The sequence below is a fragment of the Stutzerimonas balearica DSM 6083 genome (genome assembly GCF_000818015.1).
Taxonomy (GTDB): Bacteria; Pseudomonadota; Gammaproteobacteria; order Pseudomonadales; family Pseudomonadaceae; genus Stutzerimonas; species Stutzerimonas balearica.
Map to the genome: position 1 here is coordinate 3670899 of NZ_CP007511.1, position 23123 is coordinate 3694021.

Annotated in this window: 26 protein-coding genes and 2 riboswitches; of the genes, 11 read left to right on the forward strand and 15 right to left on the reverse strand. The window is 67.9% G+C overall.

The annotated features are described in order from the left end of the window. The first annotated feature begins 154 nt into the window (after window positions 1-154). Together CL52_RS17020 and CL52_RS21380 are read left to right on the forward strand one after the other, a co-directional pair. A complete protein-coding gene (locus tag CL52_RS17020; RefSeq protein WP_043221996.1) occupies window positions 155-1105 on the forward strand; it encodes an adenosine deaminase in 951 nt (316 codons plus the stop codon). 87 nt (window positions 1106-1192) lie between these two features. Then, the gene (locus tag CL52_RS21380) at window positions 1193-1354 is read left to right on the forward strand and encodes a hypothetical protein (RefSeq protein WP_165562738.1); all 162 of its coding nucleotides are present in this window, start codon (window positions 1193-1195) and stop codon (window positions 1352-1354) included. Window positions 1355-1359: 5 nt separating this feature from the next. On the opposite strand, the gene CL52_RS17025 is transcribed toward CL52_RS21380, so the two are convergent. Beyond that, a complete protein-coding gene (locus CL52_RS17025; protein ID WP_043221999.1) occupies window positions 1360-2532 on the reverse strand; it encodes a multidrug effflux MFS transporter in 1173 nt (390 codons plus the stop codon). A gap of 181 nt (window positions 2533-2713) precedes the next feature. Here CL52_RS17025 and CL52_RS17030 point away from each other — a divergent pair, with 181 nt between their 5' ends. Further along, window positions 2714-3361: a TetR family transcriptional regulator gene (locus CL52_RS17030; protein ID WP_043222001.1), complete on the forward strand. Its 648-nt coding sequence runs from the start codon at window positions 2714-2716 to the stop codon at window positions 3359-3361. Window positions 3362-3379: 18 nt separating this feature from the next. Here CL52_RS17030 and CL52_RS17035 read toward each other — a convergent pair whose 3' ends face one another. Beyond that, the gene (locus CL52_RS17035) at window positions 3380-3571 is read right to left on the reverse strand and encodes a heavy-metal-associated domain-containing protein (RefSeq protein WP_041107829.1); all 192 of its coding nucleotides are present in this window, start codon (window positions 3569-3571) and stop codon (window positions 3380-3382) included. 141 nt (window positions 3572-3712) lie between these two features. On the opposite strand from CL52_RS17035, the gene CL52_RS17040 reads away from it, so the two are divergent. Next, entirely contained in the window at window positions 3713-6124 is a 2412-nt protein-coding gene (locus CL52_RS17040) for a heavy metal translocating P-type ATPase (RefSeq protein WP_043222002.1), read from the forward strand. Beyond that, window positions 6121-6525 carry a Cu(I)-responsive transcriptional regulator gene (gene cueR, locus CL52_RS17045; RefSeq protein ID WP_041107833.1) on the forward strand — a complete coding sequence of 135 codons (405 nt, stop codon included), beginning with the start codon at window positions 6121-6123 and terminating at the stop codon, window positions 6523-6525. The genes CL52_RS17040 and cueR overlap by 4 nt, the downstream gene beginning before the upstream one ends. Window positions 6526-6530: 5 nt before the next feature. Here the strand turns inward: cueR and CL52_RS17050 are convergent, their stop codons facing one another. Next, window positions 6531-6731, reverse strand: coding sequence for a hypothetical protein (locus CL52_RS17050; RefSeq protein ID WP_041107835.1), 201 nt, complete (start codon window positions 6729-6731; stop codon window positions 6531-6533). A gap of 95 nt (window positions 6732-6826) precedes the next feature. Further along, window positions 6827-7291, reverse strand: a complete 465-nt coding sequence (gene bfr, locus CL52_RS17055; RefSeq protein ID WP_041107837.1) for a bacterioferritin — start codon at window positions 7289-7291, stop codon at window positions 6827-6829. A 146-nt stretch (window positions 7292-7437) separates the two neighbouring features. Between bfr and CL52_RS17060 the strand changes: the two genes are divergently transcribed. Beyond that, a complete protein-coding gene (locus CL52_RS17060) occupies window positions 7438-8667 on the forward strand; it encodes a BaiN/RdsA family NAD(P)/FAD-dependent oxidoreductase (protein WP_043222004.1) in 1230 nt (409 codons plus the stop codon). 30 nt (window positions 8668-8697) lie between these two features. Here the strand turns inward: CL52_RS17060 and adhP are convergent, their stop codons facing one another. Together adhP and rhlE1 are read right to left on the reverse strand one after the other, a co-directional pair. Beyond that, on the reverse strand, window positions 8698-9720 hold the full coding sequence (adhP, locus tag CL52_RS17065; protein WP_041107839.1) for an alcohol dehydrogenase AdhP: 1023 nt from the start codon (window positions 9718-9720) through the stop codon (window positions 8698-8700). 121 nt (window positions 9721-9841) lie between these two features. Next, a complete protein-coding gene (gene rhlE1 / locus CL52_RS17070; RefSeq protein WP_043222006.1) occupies window positions 9842-11167 on the reverse strand; it encodes an RNA helicase RhlE1 in 1326 nt (441 codons plus the stop codon). Between the two features lie 206 nt (window positions 11168-11373). After that, window positions 11374-11586, forward strand: a riboswitch (cobalamin riboswitch). Between the two features lie 90 nt (window positions 11587-11676). Here rhlE1 and CL52_RS17075 point away from each other — a divergent pair. From CL52_RS17075 to CL52_RS17095, 5 genes are all read left to right on the forward strand, one after another. After that, complete coding sequence (locus CL52_RS17075; RefSeq protein ID WP_043222009.1) at window positions 11677-13548, forward strand: TonB-dependent receptor domain-containing protein; 1872 nt, start codon at window positions 11677-11679, stop codon at window positions 13546-13548. Window positions 13549-13634: 86 nt separating this feature from the next. After that, window positions 13635-14420, forward strand: coding sequence for an ABC transporter substrate-binding protein (locus CL52_RS17080; RefSeq protein ID WP_235366376.1), 786 nt, complete (start codon window positions 13635-13637; stop codon window positions 14418-14420). Next, a complete protein-coding gene (locus CL52_RS17085) occupies window positions 14408-15394 on the forward strand; it encodes a FecCD family ABC transporter permease (protein ID WP_041107847.1) in 987 nt (328 codons plus the stop codon). Before CL52_RS17080 ends, CL52_RS17085 begins: the two co-directional genes overlap by 13 nt. Beyond that, window positions 15385-16113 carry an ABC transporter ATP-binding protein gene (locus CL52_RS17090; RefSeq protein ID WP_052264592.1) on the forward strand — a complete coding sequence of 243 codons (729 nt, stop codon included), beginning with the start codon at window positions 15385-15387 and terminating at the stop codon, window positions 16111-16113. Before CL52_RS17085 ends, CL52_RS17090 begins: the two co-directional genes overlap by 10 nt. A 5-nt stretch (window positions 16114-16118) precedes the next feature. After that, window positions 16119-16652, forward strand: a complete 534-nt coding sequence (locus CL52_RS17095) for an ATP:cob(I)alamin adenosyltransferase (RefSeq protein ID WP_043222012.1) — start codon at window positions 16119-16121, stop codon at window positions 16650-16652. 6 nt (window positions 16653-16658) lie between these two features. On the opposite strand, the gene CL52_RS17100 is transcribed toward CL52_RS17095, so the two are convergent. From CL52_RS17100 to CL52_RS17140, 9 genes are all read right to left on the reverse strand, one after another. Then, entirely contained in the window at window positions 16659-17066 is a 408-nt protein-coding gene (locus tag CL52_RS17100) for a hypothetical protein (RefSeq protein ID WP_043222015.1), read from the reverse strand. Continuing rightward, window positions 17063-17680 carry a GTP cyclohydrolase II gene (ribA, locus tag CL52_RS17105; RefSeq protein ID WP_041107853.1) on the reverse strand — a complete coding sequence of 206 codons (618 nt, stop codon included), beginning with the start codon at window positions 17678-17680 and terminating at the stop codon, window positions 17063-17065. The genes CL52_RS17100 and ribA overlap by 4 nt, the downstream gene beginning before the upstream one ends. A gap of 111 nt (window positions 17681-17791) precedes the next feature. Further along, window positions 17792-18439: a TIGR02281 family clan AA aspartic protease gene (locus tag CL52_RS17110; protein WP_041108593.1), complete on the reverse strand. Its 648-nt coding sequence runs from the start codon at window positions 18437-18439 to the stop codon at window positions 17792-17794. 80 nt (window positions 18440-18519) lie between these two features. Beyond that, window positions 18520-19011 carry a phosphatidylglycerophosphatase A family protein gene (locus CL52_RS17115; protein WP_052264636.1) on the reverse strand — a complete coding sequence of 164 codons (492 nt, stop codon included), beginning with the start codon at window positions 19009-19011 and terminating at the stop codon, window positions 18520-18522. A 49-nt stretch (window positions 19012-19060) separates the two neighbouring features. Continuing rightward, window positions 19061-20017 (reverse strand): thiamine-phosphate kinase, encoded by a 957-nt coding sequence (gene thiL / locus CL52_RS17120; protein ID WP_200629331.1) that lies wholly within the window; start codon window positions 20015-20017, stop codon window positions 19061-19063. Between the two features lie 13 nt (window positions 20018-20030). Further along, entirely contained in the window at window positions 20031-20516 is a 486-nt protein-coding gene (nusB, locus tag CL52_RS17125; protein WP_041110846.1) for a transcription antitermination factor NusB, read from the reverse strand. Beyond that, on the reverse strand, window positions 20513-20989 hold the full coding sequence (gene ribH / locus CL52_RS17130; RefSeq protein ID WP_043222017.1) for a 6,7-dimethyl-8-ribityllumazine synthase: 477 nt from the start codon (window positions 20987-20989) through the stop codon (window positions 20513-20515). Before ribH ends, nusB begins: the two co-directional genes overlap by 4 nt. A 58-nt stretch (window positions 20990-21047) precedes the next feature. Beyond that, entirely contained in the window at window positions 21048-22124 is a 1077-nt protein-coding gene (ribBA, locus tag CL52_RS17135) for a bifunctional 3,4-dihydroxy-2-butanone-4-phosphate synthase/GTP cyclohydrolase II (RefSeq protein WP_041110844.1), read from the reverse strand. 10 nt (window positions 22125-22134) lie between these two features. Next, window positions 22135-22797, reverse strand: coding sequence for a riboflavin synthase (locus CL52_RS17140; protein WP_043222019.1), 663 nt, complete (start codon window positions 22795-22797; stop codon window positions 22135-22137). 115 nt (window positions 22798-22912) lie between these two features. Next, a riboswitch (FMN riboswitch) is annotated at window positions 22913-23058 on the reverse strand. Between the last annotated feature and the right edge of the window lie 65 nt (window positions 23059-23123).

The window sequence follows — 23123 nt, forward strand, 5'->3', positions numbered from 1 at the left end:
CAGCCCACAGCGCACGCGGCCTTCGCTCAACTGTATGAAAAATGACCAGCCGGCGCCGAGCGCGTTCCAGAGCACGACCGCGGCCCCGCCACCCGGCATATCCCTGGTCCGGCAGGCTGGCTAGAATGCCTCGATCACGAAGGAGACAGAGACGATGCGCGACTGGCTGAACAACTTGCCCAAGGCCGAACTTCACCTGCACCTGGAAGGCTCGCTGGAGCCCGAACTGCTTTTCAAGCTCGCCGAGCGCAACGGCGTCAGCCTGCCCTGGGCGGACGTCGAGACGCTACGCAAGGCCTACGCCTTCAACAACCTGCAGGAATTTCTCGATCTGTATTACCGCGGCGCCGACGTGTTGCGTACCGAGCAGGACTTCTACGACCTGACCTGGGCCTATCTGCAGAAATGCGAAGAGCAGAACGTGGTTCACACCGAACCCTTCTTCGATCCGCAGACCCACACCGACCGCGGCGTGCCCTTCGAGGCCGCCCTCAACGGCATCAGTGCCGCCCTCGCCGACGGCCGCGAACTGCTCGGCATCAGCAGCGGGCTGATCCTCAGCTTCCTGCGCCATCTGCCCGAAGAAGCGGCGTTCAAGACCCTGGAGCAGGCACTGCCCTACCGCGACGCGTTCTTTGCCGTCGGCCTGGACAGCTCGGAGGTCGGCCATCCACCGAGCAAGTTCCAGCGCGTGTTCGACAAGGCCCGCGCCGAAGGTCTGCTCACCGTTGCGCATGCCGGTGAGGAGGGCCCACCGGAGTACATCTGGGAGGCGCTGGACCTGCTCAAGGTCAGCCGCATCGATCACGGCGTGCGTGCCGCCGAGGATCCCAGGCTGATCGCCCGCCTGATCGAGGAGCAGATCCCACTGACCGTCTGCCCGCTGTCGAACACCAAGCTGAAGGTGTTCGGCCACATGCGCGAGCACAACATTCTCACGCTGCTGGAACAGGGCGTGAAGGTCACGGTGAATTCCGATGACCCGGCCTACTTCGGCGGCTACGTGACGGAAAATTTCGTCGCCCTGCACGACGCCCTGGGCATGACCGAAGCGCAGGCCCGACGCCTGGCGCAGAACAGCCTGGACGCCCGCCTGGCATTTTGACGCAGGCACCGGCATGACCCTGGTCAAGCCTGGCCGCCCGCAACCGGCCTATGGTGGCGGGCGGATACAGTCGAGAGGGTCATTGCCATGAACATCTTCATTCGCCCGGCCCGCCCGGGTGACAACCGCTGGCAGGTCGGCCTCGATTCGCAGCGGGTGAGCTTTCGCAGTGAAGCCGAGGCCCGCCGCTTCGTCGCCACCCTGCAGCGCCGAATCGCCGAGCCGCACGCCCTGCCCAAGGCAGGCTGAAGGCGCTAGCGGGTTTCCGCGCGCGCCGTGCCGTAGGCGACGCCCGAAGCCAGCAAGCCACAGCCGGCGATGATCGCGGCCATAGGCACGGCGGTGCCGTTGTGCAGCGCACCGACGGCAGTAGCCGCGCTGGCCGCGATGGTGAATTGCAGGCTGCCGAGCAGCGCCGAGGCGCTGCCGGCGTTGGCCCGCTGGTCGGCCATGGCGCAGGCGGTCGCGTTCGGCAGCAAGCAGCCAAGCGATGCCACGCAGCCGAACAGCGGAATCAGCAAGGGCCAGAGCGCGGCCGGGCGCGCCGCCGCGATGCCCAGCAGGACCAGCGCGCTGGCGAAGTAGAACCAGACCCAGCGCCGCACCCAGAACTCCGGGCCGCGCCAGCGCATCAAGCGTACGTTGACCTGCGCCATCAGGATGAAGCCCGCCGCATTGATGCCAAAGAACCAGCCATAGTGCTCGGCGGGCACGCCGTACAGTTCGATGAAGACGAACGGCGAACCGGCGATGTAGGCGAACATCCCGCCCATGCACAGCCCGCCGGTCAGCGCATGCCCAATGAAGAAGCGATCGCCGAACAGCCCGCGGTACTTGCCCAGCGCGCCGCCGATCGGTGCCGGCGCCTGGTCGGCCGGAAAGGTCTCGGGCAGGACCCGCAGCACCGCGAGCAGACAGGTCGCACCGAACAGCGTCAGCACGACGAAGATCGCCTGCCAGCCAAAGCTGGCCAGCAACGCCCCGCCCGCAACCGGCGCCAGGATGGGTGCCAGCCCCATCACCAGCATCAGCTGGGAAAACACCTTCGCGCTGGCCAGCGGATCGCAGAGGTCACGCACCACCGCGCGCGAGATCACCATGCCGGCGCAGCCACCGAGCGCCTGGACGAAGCGCGCGGCGATCAGCCATTCGAGCGAAGGCGCCAGGGTCGCGGCCAACGAGGCCAGCGTGAAGAGCGCAACGCCGGCCAGCAGCGGTCGGCGCCGGCCGTAGCGGTCGGCCAGCGGGCCGTAGATCAGTTGGCCAAGCGCCAGGCCGACGAAGTAGGCCGCCAGCGACAGCTGCACCTGCTCGACCTCGGTGCCGAAGGCGTGCGCCAGCGCCGGAAAGGCCGGCAGGTACATGTCGATGGCCATCGGGCCGAAGGCGCTGAGCGCGCCCAGTATCAGGAGCATTGGCAGAGGCATCGCACACTCGTCAGGCAGGAACGGATCGGCGTGCGTCGAGAACTGGCGCACAGACGTTTACACAAGCGCAAGATGCTGTTACATACACCGCCGATTGTAAACCTGCAGAACGACAGACCGCCGGATACCCTCGACGACCGCTCACGGTCCAAGGGACCGGCACAGCTGTCCGGAGACGTCGATGCGTCGCACCAAAGAAGACGCCGAGAAAACCCGCCTGGCCATCCTTGACTCGGCCGAGCGCCTGTTCCTCGAACGGGGCGTGGCACAGACCAGCCTGGACCAGATCGCCCGCGAGGCAGGCGTCACGCGCGGCGCGGTCTACTGGCACTTCCAGAACAAGGCCCACCTGTTCCACGAGATGCTCGACCAGGTGCGCCTGCCCCCCGAGCAGATGGCTGAGCGCCTGGGCAGCTGCGGCCAGCGCGACCCGGTGGATGCGCTGCGCGTGCTGCGCGAGCTGTTCTGCGAGGGCCTCAATGCGCTGGGCAACAACCCGCAGAAGCGCCGGGTGTTCACCATCCTGCTGCACCGCTGCGAATTCACCGAGGAGCTGCGCGACGCCCAGGAGCGCCACGAGGCATTCATCAACCAGTTCATCGAACTCTGCGAGGCGCTGTTCGGCAAGGCGGCGGACTACCTGTTGCCGGGTGTCACGCCGCGCCTGGCGGCGCGCTCGCTGCATGCGATGATCGTCGGCCTGTTCAGCGACTGGACCCGTGACAACAGCCTGTTCGACCCGATCGGCGACACCGCGGCCCTGGTCGACCCGCTCTTTCGCGGGCTGATCCGCGACTGGCAGGCGCTCGCCGCAGGCAGCGACAGTTGAGGCGTGGCCGCCGGCACCTCAGCGCACCTGGTAGCCCTCTTCCTCGATCGCCGCGCGGATCTGCTGCTCGCTCGGCGCACCCTCGACCCTGACCGTGCCGGCGGCGAGGTCGACCTCGACGCGGGCCTGCGGATCGAGTGCCTGGATCGCCTGGGTCACCGCGCGCTCGCAGTGCGCGCAGGTCATTCCCGTCACATTGAATACGTGCATCGGACACCTCCCGTTCGGTTGCGTCCGACGATTGTCGACCTTGCCCCCCTGGCAAGGTCAACTGCGCCGTTATGCCACCCGGGGCTTGACCTTGCCACAGGGTTAAGGTCGAAGCTCTAGCTGTCGACTCGGGAGGTCCACATGAGCCAGACCCTATACACCCTGCCGGTCATCGGCATGACCTGCGCCAGTTGCGCCGGGCGCATCGAACGCGCCCTGCGCAAGGTACCGGGAGTGCGCGCAGCGAACGTCAACCTGGCCAACGAGCAGGCACTGGTCGAATCGGAATCCGCCTCGCTCGAACAGCTGGTCCAGGCCGTCGACAAGGCCGGCTACGCGGTCGCACAAGCCGACCACGAGCTGAGCCTTGGCGACATGACCTGCGCCAGCTGCGTCGGGCGCGTCGAGCGCGCCCTGCTCAAGGTGCCAGGTGTGCTGAGCGCCACGGTCAACCTGGCGAGCGAGCGCGCGCAGGTGCGCAGCATTGCCTCGCTCGACCCTCAGCAGCTGATCCAGGCGGTCAGCGCGGCGGGCTATCAGGCTGCACTGACGAGCGCCGAACGGCCCGACCCACAGGCGGCGGAACGGCGGCTGCAGCGCGAGCGTCTGGCAGTGATCGCGGCGCTGCTGCTGGCCGCACCGCTGGTGATCCCGATGTTCGCCGACCTCTTCGGCCAGCACTGGATGCTCCCACCTTGGCTGCAGTTCCTGCTCGCCACGCCGGTGCAGTTCGTGCTCGGTGCGCGCTTCTATGTCGCCGGCTGGAAGGCCGTGCGCGCCGGAGCCGGCAACATGGACCTGCTGGTCGCCCTCGGTACCAGCGCCGGTTACGGACTGAGCCTGTACCAGTGGTGGATCGCGCCGGCCGGGCAGATGCCGCACCTGTATTTCGAGGCATCGGCCGTAGTGATCGCGCTGGTGCTGCTCGGCAAGTACCTCGAGAGCCGCGCCAAGCGCCAGACCAGCGCGGCCATCCGCGCGCTCGAGGCGCTGCGCCCGGAACGCGCCCGGCGCCTGGTCGACGGCCATGAGGAAGACGTGGCGATCACGGCCCTGAGCCTGGGCGACATCGTCGTGGTGAAGCCGGGCGAGCGCTTTCCAGTGGACGGCGAAGTCATCGACGGCAACAGCCAGGCCGATGAAGCGCTGATCAGCGGCGAGAGTCTGCCGGTGGACAAGCAGCCGGGCGATCGCATCACCGGCGGGGCGATCAACGGCGACGGCCGCCTGCTGGTCCGGGCAACCGCGCTCGGCGGCGAAACGGTCCTGGCGCGCATCATTCGCCTGGTCGAGGATGCCCAGGCCGCCAAGGCACCGATCCAGAAGCTGGTCGACCGGGTCAGCCAGATCTTTGTCCCGGCGGTACTGCTCATCGCCCTGGCTACCCTGGCCGGCTGGCTACTGGCCGGAGCGGCACTGGAGACCGCGCTGATCAACGCCGTGGCGGTGCTGGTCATCGCCTGCCCCTGCGCCCTCGGCCTGGCGACACCCGCGGCGATCATGGCCGGCACCGGCGTCGCCGCGCGTCACGGCATCCTGATCAAGGACGCCGAGGCGCTCGAAGTCGCCCATGCGGTGAATGCCGTGGCGTTCGACAAGACGGGCACGCTGACGTCCGGCAAGCCGGAGATCGTTCATCTCCTGGCCGCCGAGGGCGACGAACACCAGGCGCTGCGGCTGGCCGGTGCGCTGCAGCGCGGCAGCGAGCACCCGCTGGCACGCGCGGTGCTCGAGCGCAGCGCCGCACTGGACATCACGCTGCCCGACGTCGAGGCCAGCCAGGCGCTTGCCGGGCGCGGCATCGCCGGGCGCCTGGAGGGCCGCGAACTGGCGCTGGGCAATCGCCGCCTGCTCGACGAGAGCGGGCTGGATGCCGGTGCGCTGGCCGATGCCGCGCGCCGCTGGGAGGACGAGGGGCGTACCCTGTCCTGGCTGCTGGAACGTGCTCCGGTGCCACGGGTGCTGGCGCTGTTCGCCTTTGGCGACAGCCTCAAGGAGGGCGCGAGCGCGGCGATCGCCGCGCTGCACGGCCGGCGCATCCAAAGCCACCTGATCACCGGCGACAATCGCGGCAGCGCGCGGGTCGTCGCCGAGGCGTTGGGCATCGACGATGTACATGCCGAAGTGCTGCCGGCGGACAAGGCCGCCACCGTCGCCGCGCTGAAGCGCGACGGCGCCACCGTGGCCATGGTCGGCGACGGCATCAATGACGCACCGGCGCTGGCCGCGGCGGATGTCGGCATCGCCATGGGCGGCGGCACCGACGTGGCGATGCACGCCGCCGGAATTACGCTCATGCGCGGCGACCCGCGACTGGTGCCGGCGGCGCTGGACATCAGCCGACGGACCTATCGCAAGATCCAGCAGAACCTGTTCTGGGCCTTTGTCTACAACCTGATCGGCATCCCCCTGGCGGCGCTTGGCTTTCTCAGCCCGGTGGTGGCCGGCGCGGCGATGGCGATGTCCAGCGTCAGCGTGATCAGCAATGCCCTGCTGCTCAAGCGCTGGCAGCCGGACACCCATACAACCGGGGATCGGAGGGAGCAGCCATGAATATCGGCCAGGCCGCCAGCCGCAGCGGGCTGTCGGCAAAGATGATCCGCTATTACGAGTCGATCGGGCTGATTGCCCCGGCCGGGCGCGGCGCCAATGGCTACCGCCGCTACAGCGAGGACGACCTGCATCGCCTGGCGTTCATCAAGCGCTCGCGCGACCTGGGCTTCTCGCTGGAGGAGGTCGGCCGGTTGCTGACCCTGTGGCAGGATCGCCAGCGCGCCAGCGCCGACGTCAAGGCGCTGGCCGGTGCGCATATCGAGACGCTGAACCAGCGCATCGCCGAACTGGTGTCACTGCGCGACACCCTGCAGAACCTGGTCGACCACTGTTCGGGTGACGAGCGCCCCGACTGCCCGATCCTGAGCGAACTGGAGTCGGGCGGTTGCTGTGATCGCTGAGCAGCTCAGGAGCTGCGCTGCCGCCCCGTCCACAGCAACAGCACGATCAAGGCGCTGAGCACGCTGAGTTCGAGCATCAGCGGGGCATTGATCAACTGGTAGACCCAGCTGCGTTCGAGGTTGAGCGCAAAGGCGGCCCCGAACAGCAACGCCAGCGAGCCCAGGAAGACGGCCGTCCCCTGGAGGAATCCTTTGAACTGTTTCATGCGCGCGACTCCGTGCGACGGTTCGACATGACTGCTGGCATGTTGAACCTGCCCGGCGAAAACGGTTCCGCCGGGCGCACCGCGCAGGGGCTGCGTCAGGCCTGCGACTGCAGGTAGTTCTGCAGGCCGATCCGGTCGATCAGCCCGAGCTGCTGCTCCAGCCAGTAGGCGTGGTCTTCTTCGGTGTCATGCAGCTGCGCGGCAAGGATGTCGCGGGTCACGTAATCGCTGTGCTGCTCGGCCAGCGCGATGCCCTTGGCCAGCGCCTCGCGCACGCGGTATTCCAGGGCGAGGTCGCTGCGCAGCATCTCCGGCACGGTCTGGCCCGGGTGGATGGCCTCGGGCGTCATGTCCGGCGTGCCTTCGAGAAAAAGGATCCGCTGCAGCAAGGCATCGGCATGCTGGGTCTCCTCCTCCATCTCGTGATTGATGCGCTCGTAGAGCTTTTCGAACCCCCAGTCGGCGTACATGCGCGAGTGCAGGAAATACTGGTCGCGCGCCGCCAGCTCGCCGCGCAGCAACTCCTTGAGGTAATCGACTACCGGTGCCTGGCCTTTCATCTGCTGCTTCCTCGAAACCAATCGCTACAAGGCGGCAAGGATCGGGGCTGAGTCCTGGCCGGTCAAGCATTGCGGCCTGGCGCATCGTCGCAGCCGCGACGCCCTCGCCCCGCTACAATGCGCCTTCCGTTTTCAGAGCATTGCAGATGAGCGCCGATTCCGCCTCCTCCATCGCCATCGTCGGCGGCGGCCCAGCCGGGCTGATGGCCGCCGAGGTGCTCAGCCGCGCCGGCTGCACGGTGGACCTCTACGACGCCATGCCCTCGGTAGGGCGCAAGTTCCTGCTCGCCGGCGTCGGCGGGATGAACATCACTCACGCCGAGCCTTTTGCCGACTTCGTCACTCGCTATCGCGAGGCCCAGCCAGCGTTGCAGGGTTCGCTCGAGCGCTTCGGCCCCGAAGCGCTGCGCCAGTGGATCCATGCACTGGGCATCGAGACCTTTGTCGGCAGCTCGGGACGGGTATTCCCCACCGACATGAAGGCTGCCCCCCTGCTGCGGGCGTGGCTCAAGCGCCTGCGCGAAGCCGGGGTGCGCATCCACACGCGCCACCGCTGGCTGGGCTGGGATGCACAGGGTGCGCTGCGGATTGCCTCGCCGTCGGGCGAGCTTCGCTTGCACCCGACGGCCACCGTGCTCGCGCTCGGCGGCGGCAGCTGGGCACGGCTGGGCTCGGACGGCGCCTGGGTACCGCAACTGGAGGCTCGCGGAGTGGCCGTCGCCGCGCTGCAGCCAACCAACTGCGGTTTCGAGGTCGCGGGCTGGAGCGCCCATCTCCGGGAAAGATTTGCCGGTGCGCCGCTGAAGACGGTCACCCTGCGGCTGCCTGGCGGCACGCCGCGGCGCGGCGAGTTCGTGCTTACCGCCAGCGGCATCGAGGGCAGCCTGGTGTATGCACTGTCGGCGCCGATTCGCGAGGCCATCAACCGCAGCGGCAAGGTCCGGATCGAACTGGACCTGCTGCCCGATCGCTCGGCCGAGCAGATCGCGCGCGCACTGGCGCGGCCGCGCGGCTCGCAGTCAATGGCCAAGCATCTGCATCGCCAGCTGCGCCTGGATGGGGTCAAGGCCGCGCTGTTGCGGGAGCTGACCGATACCGCGACCTTCGCCGATCCACAGGCTCTGGCGCAGGCAATCAAGGCCCTGCCGATCACCCTGGTACGCCCACGGCCGCTGGACGAAGCCATCAGCAGTGCCGGCGGAGTGCGCTTCGCCGAGCTCGACGAGAACCTGATGCTGCGCCAGGTACCCGGCGTGTTCTGTGCCGGCGAGATGCTCGACTGGGAGGCGCCGACCGGCGGCTACCTGCTGACCGCCTGCTTCGCCAGCGGGCGTGCCGCGGCCGAAGGCCTGCTGCGCTGGCTCGACGCGCGCTGAGTGGCCCGGCCACGCGGCCGGGCCACCCGTCTACATCGTCAGCACGATCCGCCCTTCGATGCGCCCGCCGCGCATGTCGTCGAAGATCTGGTTGATGTTGTCCAGCGTGTCGGTATGGATGGTCGCCTTGACCAGCCCTTCGCCGGCGAAATCCAGCGCCTCCTGCAGATCGGCGCGGGTCCCGACGATCGAGCCGGTGATGCTCACCGCCTTGAGCACCACGTCGAAGATCGGCGTCGGGAAATCACCCGGCGGCAGGCCCACCAGCGCGACGGTGCCGTGCCGGCGCGCCATGCCGATGGCCTGGCCGAACGCGCTGTTGGACACTGCGGTGACCAGCACGCCGTGGGCGCCGCCGATATCGCGCTGAATCACCTCGACCGGATTCTCGGTGCGCGCGTTGACCGTCAGGCTCGCGCCCAGGCGCCGGGCCAGGTCCAGCTTGGCGTCATCGACGTCCACCGCTGCCACGTGCAGGCCCATCGCCCGCGCATACTGCACCGCCACGTGGCCGAGCCCGCCGATGCCGGAGATCACCACCCACTGGCCGGGCCGCGCGCCGGTGACCTTCAGCCCCTTGTAGACGGTGACCCCGGCGCAAAGGATCGGCGCGATGTCTTCGAAGGCGACCTTGTCCGGCAGCAGGCCGACGTAGTTGGGATCGGCCAGCACGTATTCGGCGTAGCCGCCATTGACCGAGTAACCGGTGTTCTGCTGGCTCTCACAGAGCGTTTCCCAGCCGGTCAGGCAGTGCTCGCAATAGCCGCAGGCGGTGTACAGCCAGGGCACGCCGACCCGGTCGCCCTCTTTCACCCGCGTCACGCCGGCGCCAACCGCGGCGACATGGCCGACGCCCTCGTGGCCGGGAATGAACGGCAACGCCGGTTTCACCGGCCAGTCGCCCTCGGCGGCGTGCAGGTCGGTGTGGCAGACGCCCGAGGCGGCGATCTTCACCAGAATCTGGCCGGGGCCGGGCATCGGCACCCGAACTTCTTCGAGGCGCAACGGCTCGCCGAAGGCATGCACCACAGCAGCTTTCATGGTTTGAGGCATGAGGCTTCTCTCCAGGGTTGGGATGTTCGAATCTGCTCCTTGCGGATGCGAACAGCCTAGACCTGGATCAGTTGCCAAGCGATTGCAGCGACCGTTGGTCGCGCCCTTGCCACCCCGCGGTTCAGCGCGGCTTCTTCGCCGGCCTGCCTCCCAGGCTCGGTACCTTGCGGATCGGCTTGGCGTTGGGTTTTTCGTTCTCGTCGAACCAGTTGCCCAGATGGATGCGGCCCTTGCCCGGCACGTCCTTGGGCTTTTTCGGCTTCTTTGGCTTCTTGATCACTTGGCCGCCCGGCGCGGTAGCCGGCACGCGGTGTTCGGGAATGAAATCGGGCAGCTCGTGGCGCGGCAGCACCTGGCCGATCAGCGTCTCGATCGCGGCCAACTGGTCGACCTCGTCGGCGGCCACCAGGGAAACGGCCTCACCGCTGGCGCCGGCACGGCCGGTGCGCCCGATGCGATGCACATAGTCTTCGGCGACGAACGGCAGGTCGAAGTTGACCACCTGCGGCAGGCCCTGGATGTCGAGCCCGCGGGCGGCGACATCGGTAGCCACCAGTATCCGCACTTCACCGGCCTTGAAGCGCTCCAGCGCGCGCAGACGGCTGGGCTGCGGCTTGTCGCCATGGATCGAGTCAGCCGCGATGCCGGCCCGTTCCAGCGCCTCGACCAAAGCATCGACGCCCTTGCGCGTCCTGGCGAACACCAGTACCTGCGTCCAGCGGCGCTCCTCGAGCAGCGTCAGGAACAGCTCGGTCTTGCGCTTCTTGTCCACCGGCACCAGCCATTGCTTGACCGTCTTCGCCGCGGTATTGCGCGGGCTCACCTCGACCGACAGCGGGTCGCGCAGCAGCTCGCCGGCCAGTTGCCGGATGGGCTCGGAAAAGGTCGCCGAGAACAGCAGGGTCTGGCGCTTTTTCGGTAGTGCAGCGAACAGCTCGTCGAGCTCGCGGGCGAAACCGAGATCGAGCATGCGATCGGCTTCGTCGAGCACGAGAACTTGCAGCTGGGCGAACTTCACCGCGTTCTGCCGGTACAGATCGAGCAGCCGCCCGGGCGTGGCGACCAGTACATCGATGCCTTTGCGCAAGGCCATCATCTGCGGATTGAGGCTGACCCCGCCGTACACCGCATAACTGCGCAGGGGCAGGTCCTGCCCGTAGCTACGCAGGCTCTGGTAGACCTGCTCGGCGAGTTCGCGGGTCGGCACCAGCACCAGCGCGCGCACCGAATTGCTCATCACCTTCGGCCCATCGGTACACAACCGCTGCAGCACAGGCAGGGCGAAACCGGCGGTCTTGCCGGTGCCGGTCTGCGCCGCCCCCATCAGATCGCGGCCCTTGAGCACGGCGGGAATCGCCTGGGCCTGGATCGGCGTCGGCGTGTGGTAGTCAAGGCTTTCGAGGGTCCGCAGCAGCGGTTCGATCAGGCCGAGGGAGGCGAAGGTCATGGCAGGCTCGCAGCGCCGCAACGGGCGGATGAAAAGACGCGGATTCTAACAGGCCAGGGCGGCGCCACCGCGAACTTCGCCGGCTGTCGGCATGCGCGAGCGCTGCAGGCATGCGCCAGGGACGGCCACGCGCGCACCCGCGGCAGCGGCCTCGCTTCTTGACCCTGTACCTTGTGTTTGTCGGCGCCGCCCCGTAAGGTGCGCGCGTTTTTCTAATCCGCCAAGGTGTGCGCGCCCCCATGGGGCCGCATTAAACGGGAAGCCGGTGCGCTCGCAGGAGCAAACCCGGCGCTGCCCCCGCAACGGTAATCGACCGCGATCAGCCGATCGCAGTCCGCTCAACGGCCACTGTGCACAGCACGGGAAGGCGAGCGGGCCGAGTCGAGAGCCCGGAGACCGGCCTGGACGGATTCGACTGGTGTTGCGGAGGGCAGCACCGTCAAGCGTCGCGCTCGTGCGCGCTTGTTCCTGCCCTCCTCAAAAGTCTTCCTTCGCTTTTGAGGATCCTGATGAAATCGCTCAACCCCCTCGCCCTGGCCATTGCGGCCCTGGTGCCCACGCTGGCCAGCGCGGCCGATCCGCTCGCCTACGACGACCAGCTGAAACTGGACGATCTGGTCGTCACTTCGGCGCGCCTGCCGCAGACCCGGTCCGAGGCAACCAACCTGACCACCGTCTTCACCCGCGACGACATCGATCGCCTGCAACCGAGCACCGTCGCCGACCTGCTCAGCCGCGTGCCGGGCGTGCAGATCGGCCAGTCCGGCGGCCGCGGCAGCATCACCGGGCTGTATGTACGCGGCACCAAATCGGCACAGACACTGGTGCTGATCGACGGCCAGCGGGTCAACAACGCCAGCGGCGGCGCCGCCCCGCTGGAATACCTGAGCGTGGAGCAGATCGAACGCGTCGAGGTCTCGCGCGGTGCCAACTCGGTGATCTTCGGTTCCGAAGCCATGGGCGGCGTGATCCAGATCTTTACCCGCCGCGGCCAGAGCGAAGGGCTGCAGCCGCGGGTCCGCATGGCTTATGGCAACCGTGGCACCTGGGAGCGCAGCGCCGGCCTCTCCGGCGGCAACGGCGCCACACGCTTCAGCCTGAATGCCAGCGCCGAGGACACCGACGGCACCAATCGCACCGATGCCGAGCAGGGCCCGAACAGCGATCACGACGCCTATCGCAACAACGGGCTCAGCCTGAACCTCAGCCACCGCTTCAGCGAGGATGTCGAGGCCGGCCTGAGCCTGCTCGACCAGCGCGGCGAGACCGAGTACGACCTCGGCTACATGGGCAGCTACCCCTACGACGAGTTCGAGCTCAAGAGCTACGCCAGCTATCTCGCGGCGCAGATCAACGACATCTGGAACAGCCGCCTCGAACTCGGCCACAGCGAGTCGCGGCGTTTCTTCCGCGCCGACGACAGCAACGCCAAGGACTCGCTGAGCACCTACCGGGACACGGTCAACTGGCTCAACGATCTGCGCCTGAACGCAGAACACAGCCTGACGCTTGGCGCCGAATGGTACGAAGACAGCCTCAACAGCAACACCGCCTACGCCGAAGACCGGCGCTGGAACAAGGCCGCCTACGTGCAGCACCGCTTCAGCGGCGAACACTTCTCCACCGAACTGGGCGTGCGGCATGACGACAACGAGCAGTTCGGCCACGAAAACAGCTGGCGCGGCGCGCTGACATTGCCGCTCGATACCCGCAACCAGCTGGTGTTCAGCTACAGCGAAGGCTTCCGCGCGCCGACCTTCATGGACCTGTATTACCCCTATGGCGCCAACCCGGACCTGCAGCCCGAGCGCTCGAAGAGCTATGAAGTGCAATGGCGCAGCCAGCTCGCCGAGCGCACCCGCCTGGAAGCCTCGATCTACCGCACCGACATCGAAGACGCCATCGTGCTCGACTCCAGCTGGACGCCGATGAACATCTCCGAGGCGCGCATCAATGGCTTCGAAGCCGCACTGTCCCATGAGCTGATGGGCTGGCACGGCGAACTGGGCGTCAGCGTCATCGATCCGCGCGACCGCGACACCGGCAAGACGCTCAGCCGCCGCGCCCGACGCACGCTGAGCCTCGACCTGGACCGCCAGTTCGGCGCCGTGTCGGTCGGTGCCAGCTGGCGCACCGTCAGCCGTGCCTACAGCGACGAGGCCAATACGCGCGAACTGGCCGGCTATGGCGTACTCGGCGTGCGCAGCAGCTGGCAGGTCAGCGACGAGATCGAACTGGGGCTGAAGGTCGACAACCTGCTGGACAAGCGTTACGTGCTGGCCCAGGACACCGACTACTCGAGCTTCCCGAGCGTCGTGCGCGACTACGTCGAGGAGGGCCGCATGGCGCAGCTTTCGGTGACCTGGACGCCGTCGCTCTGAACCGCCGGCGGACCGTCTGCGGCCCGTTCGTCTGGCGCGGGCGGGAGTGGTACGCTCGCGCCTCTGTCGATACCGGGGCTCGCCGTGTGCTGCGCGATCTGAAATACGCTTGCTGTCTGCTCGGCGCGCTGCTGGCCCCGCTGGCCCCGCTGGCCGCGCAAGCGGCCCCCTCTCGGGTCGTCTCGCTGGACCTGTGCATGGACTGGGCGCTGGCGCACTACGCCAGGCCTGCTCAGGTCGCTGCACTCTCGCCGATGCATCGGCGCTATCGGTTGCCGGCTTTCGACGGTGACTGGCCCGAGCATGACGGCTCGCTGGAGCGCCTCGTCGAATTGCGACCGGACCTGGTGCTGGTCGGCCAGTACAGTGCCCTGCTCCTGCGCGAGCGTCTGCGCGCGCTCGGCATACGCGTCGAAGTCATTCCACTGCCGACCACCCTGGCCGAAATCGAGGGCTACGAGCGTCGGCTACTCGAACTACTCGGCCAGGACCCGGACCGCGCCACGGCGCCCCCGGCGCCGCATCAGCCGGAACCGGATGCCCCACGCCTGCTGCTGCTCGGTGCCAACGGCATCGGCACCGGGCGCGATACCTTCGAGCACCAGCTGATCGAACAGGCCGGCTGGCGCAACTACCTCGGGCAGTCCGGCCACGTCCGCCTCGATCTGGAGGCCATCGTGGCCGACCCGCCGGATGCCATCCTGTTCGCCGCCGCCCCCGAACGGGCACTGGCCAACAGCTTCGCCCAACATCCTGCGCTGCGCCGGGCCATTGCGCCCAAGGCCTGGCTGAGCACCGACTACTGGCGCTGGCAGTGCCCCGGGCCCTGGATGTGGGATCTGATAGGACAGCTCAACCAATGGCTCGATTAGTCACTCCCGCGCTCGCGCTGCTGCTGGCCGCCAGCGCGCTGCTCTCGCTCAGCCTCGGCTCCACCTCGGTGCCGGTGCTCGGCGGCCTCGGCGACTGGCTGGCCGGCAAGGCCAGCCTCGGTGCGATCGTCATTGGCGACATCCGTTTGCCGCGCACACTGCTGGCCCTGGGCGTTGGCGCTGCGCTCGGCCTGAGCGGTGCCGCCTTGCAGGGGCTGTTGCGCAATCCGCTGGCCGATCCGGCGCTGACAGGCGCCAGCCAGGGTGCGGCACTCGGCGCGGCTGCGGTGTTCTACTTCGGCCTGCTGCCGCAGCTGGGTAGCGCCGCCCCGGCCGTGGCGGGCCTTGCCGGGGCACTGGCGGCCCTGTTGCTGATGCTGGCGCTGGCCGGAGGGGCCCGGCCTGCGATGGTCATCATGGCGGGGCTGGCAATCTCCACCCTTGCCGGTGCCGCACTGGCAACCGTGCTCAACTTTGCTCCCAACCCCTACGCCATGCAGGAACTGGTGTTCTGGCTGCTGGGCTCGGTGTCCGAGCGCGGTCTCGACCATCTGGCGCTGCTGGGCCCGGCGCTGCTGGCCGGTGCCGCTCTGATCTTCAGCCAGCGGCGCCTGCTCAGCGGCCTCAGTCTGGGCGAGCAGGTGGCCGAGAGCATGGGCCTGAACGTGCGCCGTGGCAGCCGCCTGATCGTGCTCGGCGTCGCCCTGTTGGTCGGCAGCTCGGTCGCGGTGGCCGGCGCCATCGGTTTTGTCGGTCTGCTGGTGCCACACCTGGTGCGGCCGCTGGTTCGCCACCGGCCGGAGCGAGTGCTGCTGCCGGCGGCCCTGGCCGGCGCCACGCTGGTCTGCCTGGCTGACATCGGCGTGCGCCTGCTGCCGCCCGGCCGGGAACTCAAGCTCGGCGTGCTGACCGCGCTGCTCGGTACACCGCTGTTCGTCTGGCTGGTCTGGAAGGAGCGCAACCGATGGAGCTGATCGACGCGAAACAGCTGGCGGTGCCCGGCCGCCTGCATGGCATCGACCTGACGCTAACGCCTGGGCAGATGCTCGGCCTGATCGGCCCCAACGGCTCGGGAAAATCGACCGTTCTGCAATGCCTGGCCGGCATCCAGACCCATGCCGGGCAGGTCGCACTCGAAGGCCGTGACGCGCGACAGCTGCCGGCCAGCATCCGGGCCAGGCGGATCGGCCTGCTGCCTCAGGCCTGCCAGAGCGCCTGGGCGCTGAGCGTAGGCGACGTGGTGGCGCTTGGCCGGCTGCCCTGGCACGACAGGGACGCTGCGGCCATCGGCCGGGCCATCGAACAGACCGGCATCGGTGCCTGGCTCGGCGAGCGCGTCGACCACCTTTCCGGCGGCGAGCAGGCGCGCGTCTGGCTGGCTCGGGTGCTGGCGGGCGAGCCTCACCTGCTGCTGGCCGACGAGCCGATCGCCAGCCTCGACCTGCTCCATCAGCGCAACGTCATGCAACTGCTGCGCGAATACGCCGCCGGCGAGCGCGGAGTGATCGTCGCCCTGCACGACCTGGCGTTGGCCGCGCGCTACTGCGATCGCCTCTGCCTGCTCCACGGCGGGCGCGTGCAGGCCGCCGGCACGCCCGCCGAGGTACTGACCGAGGCCAACCTGCAGGCGGTCTTTGGCGTCGAGGTCAAGGTCGACCTCGACGTTCACCCTCCCATCGTCTCCCTGAGGTGAAGCCCATGGCGCTGAAACCCGGCAAGAACCTCGATGAACTCTGCTATCCGTTCATCTACGAAACCGCTTACCTGTGCGATTACGAGGTCATCACCGACGAGCTGTGCGGGCACATCGGGGCGGTGCTGGCAGACCTGCCGGACGAGATGGTCGACCTGCGTGCCGACCTCGAGCAGCTGCAGCCGCTGGCCTTCCACCTCAACGGCTCGGTGCGCGGGCGGCTGGCGATCGACGAAACGCACATTGCCTGGCTGACGCAGCGGCTCGCGCACTATCGTGCCGAGGTCGCCGAACGGCTCACCGGCTTCGTCCTGCCGCGCGGCACGGCGCCGGTGCCGCAGCTGCATCTGGCGCGCTCGGCGGCGAAAAAAGCCATCCGCGCGCTGGTGCGGGTCGATGAAGAGGGGCGCGAAGTGCCCATGCTGCTGCCGCGGCTGCTCAACCTGATGTGCAACTTCTGCTTTACCCTGACACTGGTGATCAACCAGCGGCGCGGTGTGGCCGAGGTGCCGTTCAAGAGCGAAAGCTACGGCCGCTGATACGCCTCAGGCGAGCTGGCGCGGAATGCGGTAGAGCAGGAACAGCACCAGGCTGGCACCGACCAGCAGCAACCGCGCGATGGGCTCCAGGCCGCAGAGCGCACCAAGCGCGGCAGACCAGCCCGGCAACGATGCCACCAGCAGGCCACGGCGGCGAACACGGCGCAAAGCCGCCCAGGCCTGGGCCTCGAGATCGCTGCCCAGCGCCTGCTCGGTAGCGATCAGCTGGTGCTTGAAGGCGGTAAAGCGACCCAGGCTGGGAAACAGCCCGACCAGTCCGAGTGCGAACGACACCAGCGCGCCCTGCTCGGCCAGCGGCGGCAGGCGACCGAGCAGCAGCACCGGCACGACCAGCAGCACGATGTGCAGCCAGCCATCGCGCACCAGCCGGCGGCGCCATTGCGCGCGCGTCATGATTGCTCGGCTTCGCCCTGGTGGATCTCGCCGAGCAGGTGCCCAAGCTTGCCGGCCTTGGTCGCCAGGTACTTGCGGTTGTAGGGGTTGTGCGCGATCTGCAACGGCTTGCGCTCGGCAATGCGGATGCCGAAGCCCTGCAAGGCCTTCATCTTGCGCGGGTTGTTGGTCATCAGCTTGATCTCGCGGATGCCCAGGTGCTCGAGCATCGGCAGGCAGATGGCGTAGTCGCGCATGTCGGGCGCAAAGCCCAGACGCTCGTTGGCCTCCACCGTATCGGCGCCGCCATCCTGCAGCTCATAGGCGCGGATCTTGTTCAGCAGGCCGATGCCACGGCCCTCCTGCCGCAGGTAGAGCAGCACGCCGCGCCCTTCGGCCGCGATGGCCTGCAGCGCGGCCTCCAGCTGTGCACCACAGTCGCAGCGCAGGCTGAACAGCGCGTCACCGGTCAGGCATTCGGAATGCAGACGGCCCAGCACCGGCTCGCCGTCCGCCACATCGCCCATCGTCAGCGCAACATGCTCCTTGCCCGTATCCTGGTCGAGAAATCCATGCATGGTGAACACGCCGAACGGCGTCGGCAGTTTGGAGGCAGCGACGAAAACGACAGACACGGGCGGAACCCCAGAGACGGAAAAGCGGATATTGTAACATCAACTCGCTGCGGCAGAGCGTAGGCCGAATGCTGTTCGGGGCATTCAGCCGGTCGATCGCAGAGCCTCGTCCTACAGCTTCGATTCCAGCATGAGCATGCCCTGCTCCTCGCGCCAGCTGACCCGATTGAGGAAACTCATGCCCAGCAGCGCATCGGTCGGCGCATCCCCCTGCACCACCACCGCTTCGACGCCAAGCACCTCGATGGCGCCAACCTTGACCCGGTTCAGATGGACCCGCCAGGCCTTTGCCGTGCCGCTCGCCGTGCTCACCACCATCGGCTTGCCGTCGACCCGGTGATCGATGCCCAGCCGGCGCGCCTGGTTCTCGTTGATCGCCACGGACGTCGCGCCGGTGTCGACGAGAAACTGCACCGGCTGGCCGTCGATCGAACCGGCCACCCAGTAGTGGCCACCGAGCCCCTTGGCCACACTCAGCTGCGTGCGTGCCGGCGCAGCATAGCCACCGGAATACTCACGGCTGAGCTCGTAGCGACGCTCGACGCCGTCGACCCGAAGCACCGCGCCACGGGCATCGGCGCTGACCACCTCGACGCCGCCGGGACCTCGCCCGCCAACGCGCACCAGCTTGCGCTGGCCATCGACATTGAGCACTGCGGCATTGGGAAACAACCCGACCACCTGCACGCTCGAGGCACTCTGGGCAACCGGAGGCAGCAGTGAAAGCAGGCAGGCGAACAGCAGGTTGGCGCGGCGCATGGTCATCCATCTCACGGTCGGAACAGGGGCACGATCTTCCGTCAGGCAGAGTTACCCTGCCGCGACCTGCCGCACAATCATCAGCCCAGCGCGACGATCAGCCCCTGCAGCACCGCCCAGGCCGCCACCCCGGCAAGGATGTCGTCGAGCATGATGCCCAACCCGCCATCGACATGGCGGTCGACCCAGCTGATCGGCCAGGGCTTGAGGATGTCCATCACGCGGAACAGCACGAAGCCGGCGAGCAGCCAGTGCCAGCCGGCCGGCACCAGCCAGAAGGTGATCCAGATACCGACGAACTCGTCCCAGACGATGCCCTCGTGGTCGTGCACACCCAGGTCCCGCGCCACCTTGCCGCACAGCCAGACGCCGAACACCAGGCCCGCCGCCAGCAGCACCGCGTACGCCCAGCCGGGCAGCAGTTGCCAGAGCGGCACGAACAGCAGCGCCACCAGCGAGCCCCAGGTGCCAGGGGCCTTGGGCATCAGCCCGGAACCGAAGCCGAAGGCCAGGTTCTGCCAGGGGTTGCGCCATATCGCGGGGCGCACTTCGTCGCTGGTGGCCTGGTGTATTTCGCTCAAGACTCGGTCCTTTTCTATGTACGGATCGGCCTGCCGGAACTCAGCCGAAATGGGTGTAGCCATGCGCGGTGACGCGGATTTCATCACCCGCGGTATCGACCAGAGCCACGCCCTGTCCCGCCTCGACCCGGCCGATCGGCCACAGCGGCCAGCCGGCTTCGAGCAAAGCGGGCAACTCGGCGGGCGGCAGGGTGAACGCCAACAGGTAGTCGTCGCCGCCGGCCAGCGCACAGCGCTCGGCCTCTGCCGTGCCGAGCAGTGCCACCGCGGCCGGCGACAGCGGCAGGCGCGATTGCTCGACGACCAGCCGCACGCCCGAGGCGCGGGCGATGTGGCCACAGTCGGCAAGCAGGCCGTCCGAGATGTCCAGCGCCGCACTCGCCCTGCCGCGCAGCGCCTCGCCGAGGGCCAGCTGCGGCTCGGGCGACCAGTAGCGCGCCAGCAAGTGCTCGGCCACGGCCGGCTCGGCCTTTTGCTCGCCGAGCACCAGCGGCAAGGCCGCCGCGCCCTCGCCGAGCACACCGCCGACGCAGAGCAGATCGCCCGGCCGTGCACCGTGCCGGGTCAGGGCCTGCCCCGCGGGGACGCGACCGAACACGGTGACCGTCAGGCACAACGGCCCGCAGGTGGTGTCCCCGCCAAGCAGACGCATGCTGCAGGCCAGTGCCATCTCGTCGAGGCCGCGGGCGAACTCGCCGAGCCAGAGCGGATCGGCCGACGGCAAGGTCAATGCGAGGGTGAAGCCGATGGGCGCAGCGGCCATCGCCGCCAGATCGCTGGTGGCCACCGCCAGGGCGCGCTGGCCGAGCAGGAAGGGGTCGCAGCCGTCGGGAAAATGCACGCCGGCGACCAGCGTATCGGTAGACACCGCCAGCTGCTCGCCAGGGGGCAACTGGAGCAGGGCGCAGTCATCGCCGATGCCAAGCACGACTTCGCCGCCGGACCTGGCACAGGCCGCGGCGGCGAAGTAATGGCGGATCAGCTCGAACTCACCCAGCAAGGCGCGGGCCTCAGCGCTTCTGGCTGCGCACTTCGGCACTGCGCAGGGACGGCGCCAGCTTGTCCAGCACGCCGTTGACGAACTTGTGCCCGTCGGTGGCGCCGAAGGTCTTGGCCAGCTCGATGCCCTCGTTGATCACCACGCGGTAGGGCACGTCGATGCGCTTCATCAGCTCGTAGGTGCACAGGCGCAGGATCGCCAGTTCCACCGGGTCCAGCTCGTCGAGGGCGCGGTCCAGGTGCGGGGTAATCGCCTGATCGACATCGCCCTTGTTGCGCGCCACACCGTTGAGCAGCTCATGGAAGTAGGCGCCGTCGACACCGCTGAAATCGTTGTCGACGCGAAACTGCGCTTCGATCTCGTTGAGGCTCTGGCCGGCCATGTGCCACTGGTACAGCGCCTGCATCGCCAGGCTGCGCGCGACCCGGCGGGTCGCGATCTTACCCTTGGCCTTGGGCTGCGGGGCGTCCTGGCTGTCGTCGCGGTTCAGACTCACTTGGCCTCCAGCTGCGCGAGCAGGCTCACCATTTCCAGTGCGGAGAGTGCGGCTTCGGTGCCCTTGTTGCCGGCCTTGGTGCCGGAACGCTCGATGGCCTGCTCGATGGAGTCGACGGTCAGCACGCCGAAGGCAACCGGCACACCGAATTCCATGGATACCTGTGCCAGGCCCTTGGTGCACTCGCCGGCGACATATTCGAAGTGCGGCGTGCCGCCACGGATTACCGCGCCAAGCGCGACGATGGCGTCGTATTCACCCTGCTGGGCGACCTTTTGTGCAACCAGTGGAATCTCGAAGGCGCCCGGGGCGCGGATCAGCGTGATGTCGTCCTCGCGAACGCCGTGGCGCACCAGCGCATCGACCGCGCCGCTGACCAGGCTCTCGACGACGAAGCTGTTGAAGCGGCCCACTACCAGGGCGTACTTGCCTTGCGGGGCGATGAAGGTACCTTCGATGGTCTTCAGGGGCATGGGTGAATTCTCATCTCTTAAAGAACGAAAGGCGCCGCGGTCTGCGCGGCGCCTTGGATTATTCGGCCGGGACGTATTCTACAACTTCCAGGTCGAAGCCGGATATCGCATTGAACTTCATTGGCGAGCTCATCAGGCGCATCTTGCGCACGCCCAGATCGCGCAGGATCTGCGAGCCGGCGCCGACGGTGCTGTAGGTGCTCGGCGTCTTCGGTTCCTCGCGCAGGTTGGCGAGGATCTGCTCGCCGCCGGGCTGATGGCCGAGCAGCAGCACCACGCCGGCGCCGGCCTCGGCGACCTGGGCCATGGCCGCGCGCAGGCTCCAGCGCCCCGGCTGGCGGACCATCAGCAGGTCGCGCAGCGGGTCCATATTGTGCACGCGCACCAGGGTCGGCTGCTCGGGCTGGATCGCCCCCAGGGTCAGCGCCATGTGCACGTCGCCTTCGACCGAGTCGCGGTAGGTCACCAGGTTGAACTGGCCGAGTTCGCTGTCCAGCGGCTGCTCGGAAACGCGCTCGACGGTACGCTCGTGCAGCAGACGGTAGTGGATCAGGTCGGCGATGGTGCCGATCTTCAGGTCATGCTCGGCGGCGAACACCTCGAGCTCCGGGCGTCGGGCCATGGTGCCGTCGTCGTTCATGATCTCGCAGATCACCCCGCTCGGCTCGAAGCCGGCCATGCGCGCCAGGTCGCAGGCGGCCTCGGTGTGGCCGGCACGGGCGAGCACACCGCCGGGCTGCGCCATCAGCGGAAAGATGTGCCCGGGGCTGACGATGTCTTCGGCCTTGGCGTTCTTCGCCACTGCAGCTTGTACGGTGCGCGCGCGGTCGGCGGCGGAAATGCCGGTGGTCACGCCCTCGGCGGCTTCGATCGACACGGTGAACTTGGTGCCGAAGCCCGAGCCGTTGCGCGGTGCCATCAGCGGCAACTTGAGCAGTTCGCAGCGCTGACGGCTCATGGGCATGCAGATCAGGCCGCGCGCGTGCTTGGCCATGAAGTTGATGTGCTCGGCGGTCACGCATTCGGAGGCGATGATGATGTCGCCCTCGTTCTCGCGGTCCTCGTCATCCATGAGGATGACCATCTTGCCGGCGCGGATGTCTTCGATCAGTTCTTCTGCGGTATTCAGGGCCATGCTGGCAGTCTCACTTGTTCAGGTAGCCGTGTTCGGCGAGGAAGGCTTCGCTGATGCCGTTCGGGCTCGGCTCGGCGGCCTTGTCGCCCAGCAGCAGGCGCTCCAGGTAGCGCGCCAGCAGGTCCACTTCGAGGTTGACCCGACGGCCCGGCCGATAGTCGGCCATGATCGTCTCGGCCAGGGTGTGCGGCACGATGGTCAGCTCGAACTCGGCGCCATTGACCGCATTGACCGTGAGGCTGGTGCCATCGACGGTGATCGAGCCCTTGAGCGCGATGTAGCGGGCCAGCTCGCGCGGTGCGCGGATGCGGAACTGCACGGCGCGGGCGTTATCCTCGCGGGCGACGATCTCGCCGACGCCATCGACATGGCCGCTGACCAGATGCCCGCCGAGGTGGCTGGTAGGCGTCAGGGCCTTTTCCAGGTTGACCCGGCTGCCGGTCTTGAGGTCGACGAAGGCGGTGCGCGCCAAGGTCTCGCGGCTGACATCGGCCCAGAAGCCGTCGCCGGGCAGCTCCACCGCGGTCAGGCAGACGCCGTTGACCGCGATGCTGTCGCCGAGCTTGACGTCAGCCAGGTCGAGCTTGCCGGTGGATACATAGACGCGCACGTCGCCGCCCTTGGGCGTCATCGCGCGGATGCTGCCGATCGCTTCGATTATTCCGGTGAACATGTGGCCTCCCTGTCGAGGCCGAGGAACGAATGCATTCAGTGAACTCCTGTTTGTGAAAAACAGGGCAATGCAGATCGCAGGGACTGGCCCGCCGCCGAACGGCGCCGCCTGAACATCCCGCTCTCTCTCATCCGGACTATGACCGTCGGCTCCGGAATCGCACCGGATCTGCTGACCTCGCCGATCAGGCGGCGAGCGCTCGCGGGCTGGGCTTGCGCCATCACCGCCGGTGGGGAATTTCGCCCCGCCCTGAGAACGTCGGGCCTCGCGGCCCGGGCGAGTTTTTATCACAAATGCGCACAAGGTGCAGCCAAACGCAGCGATTC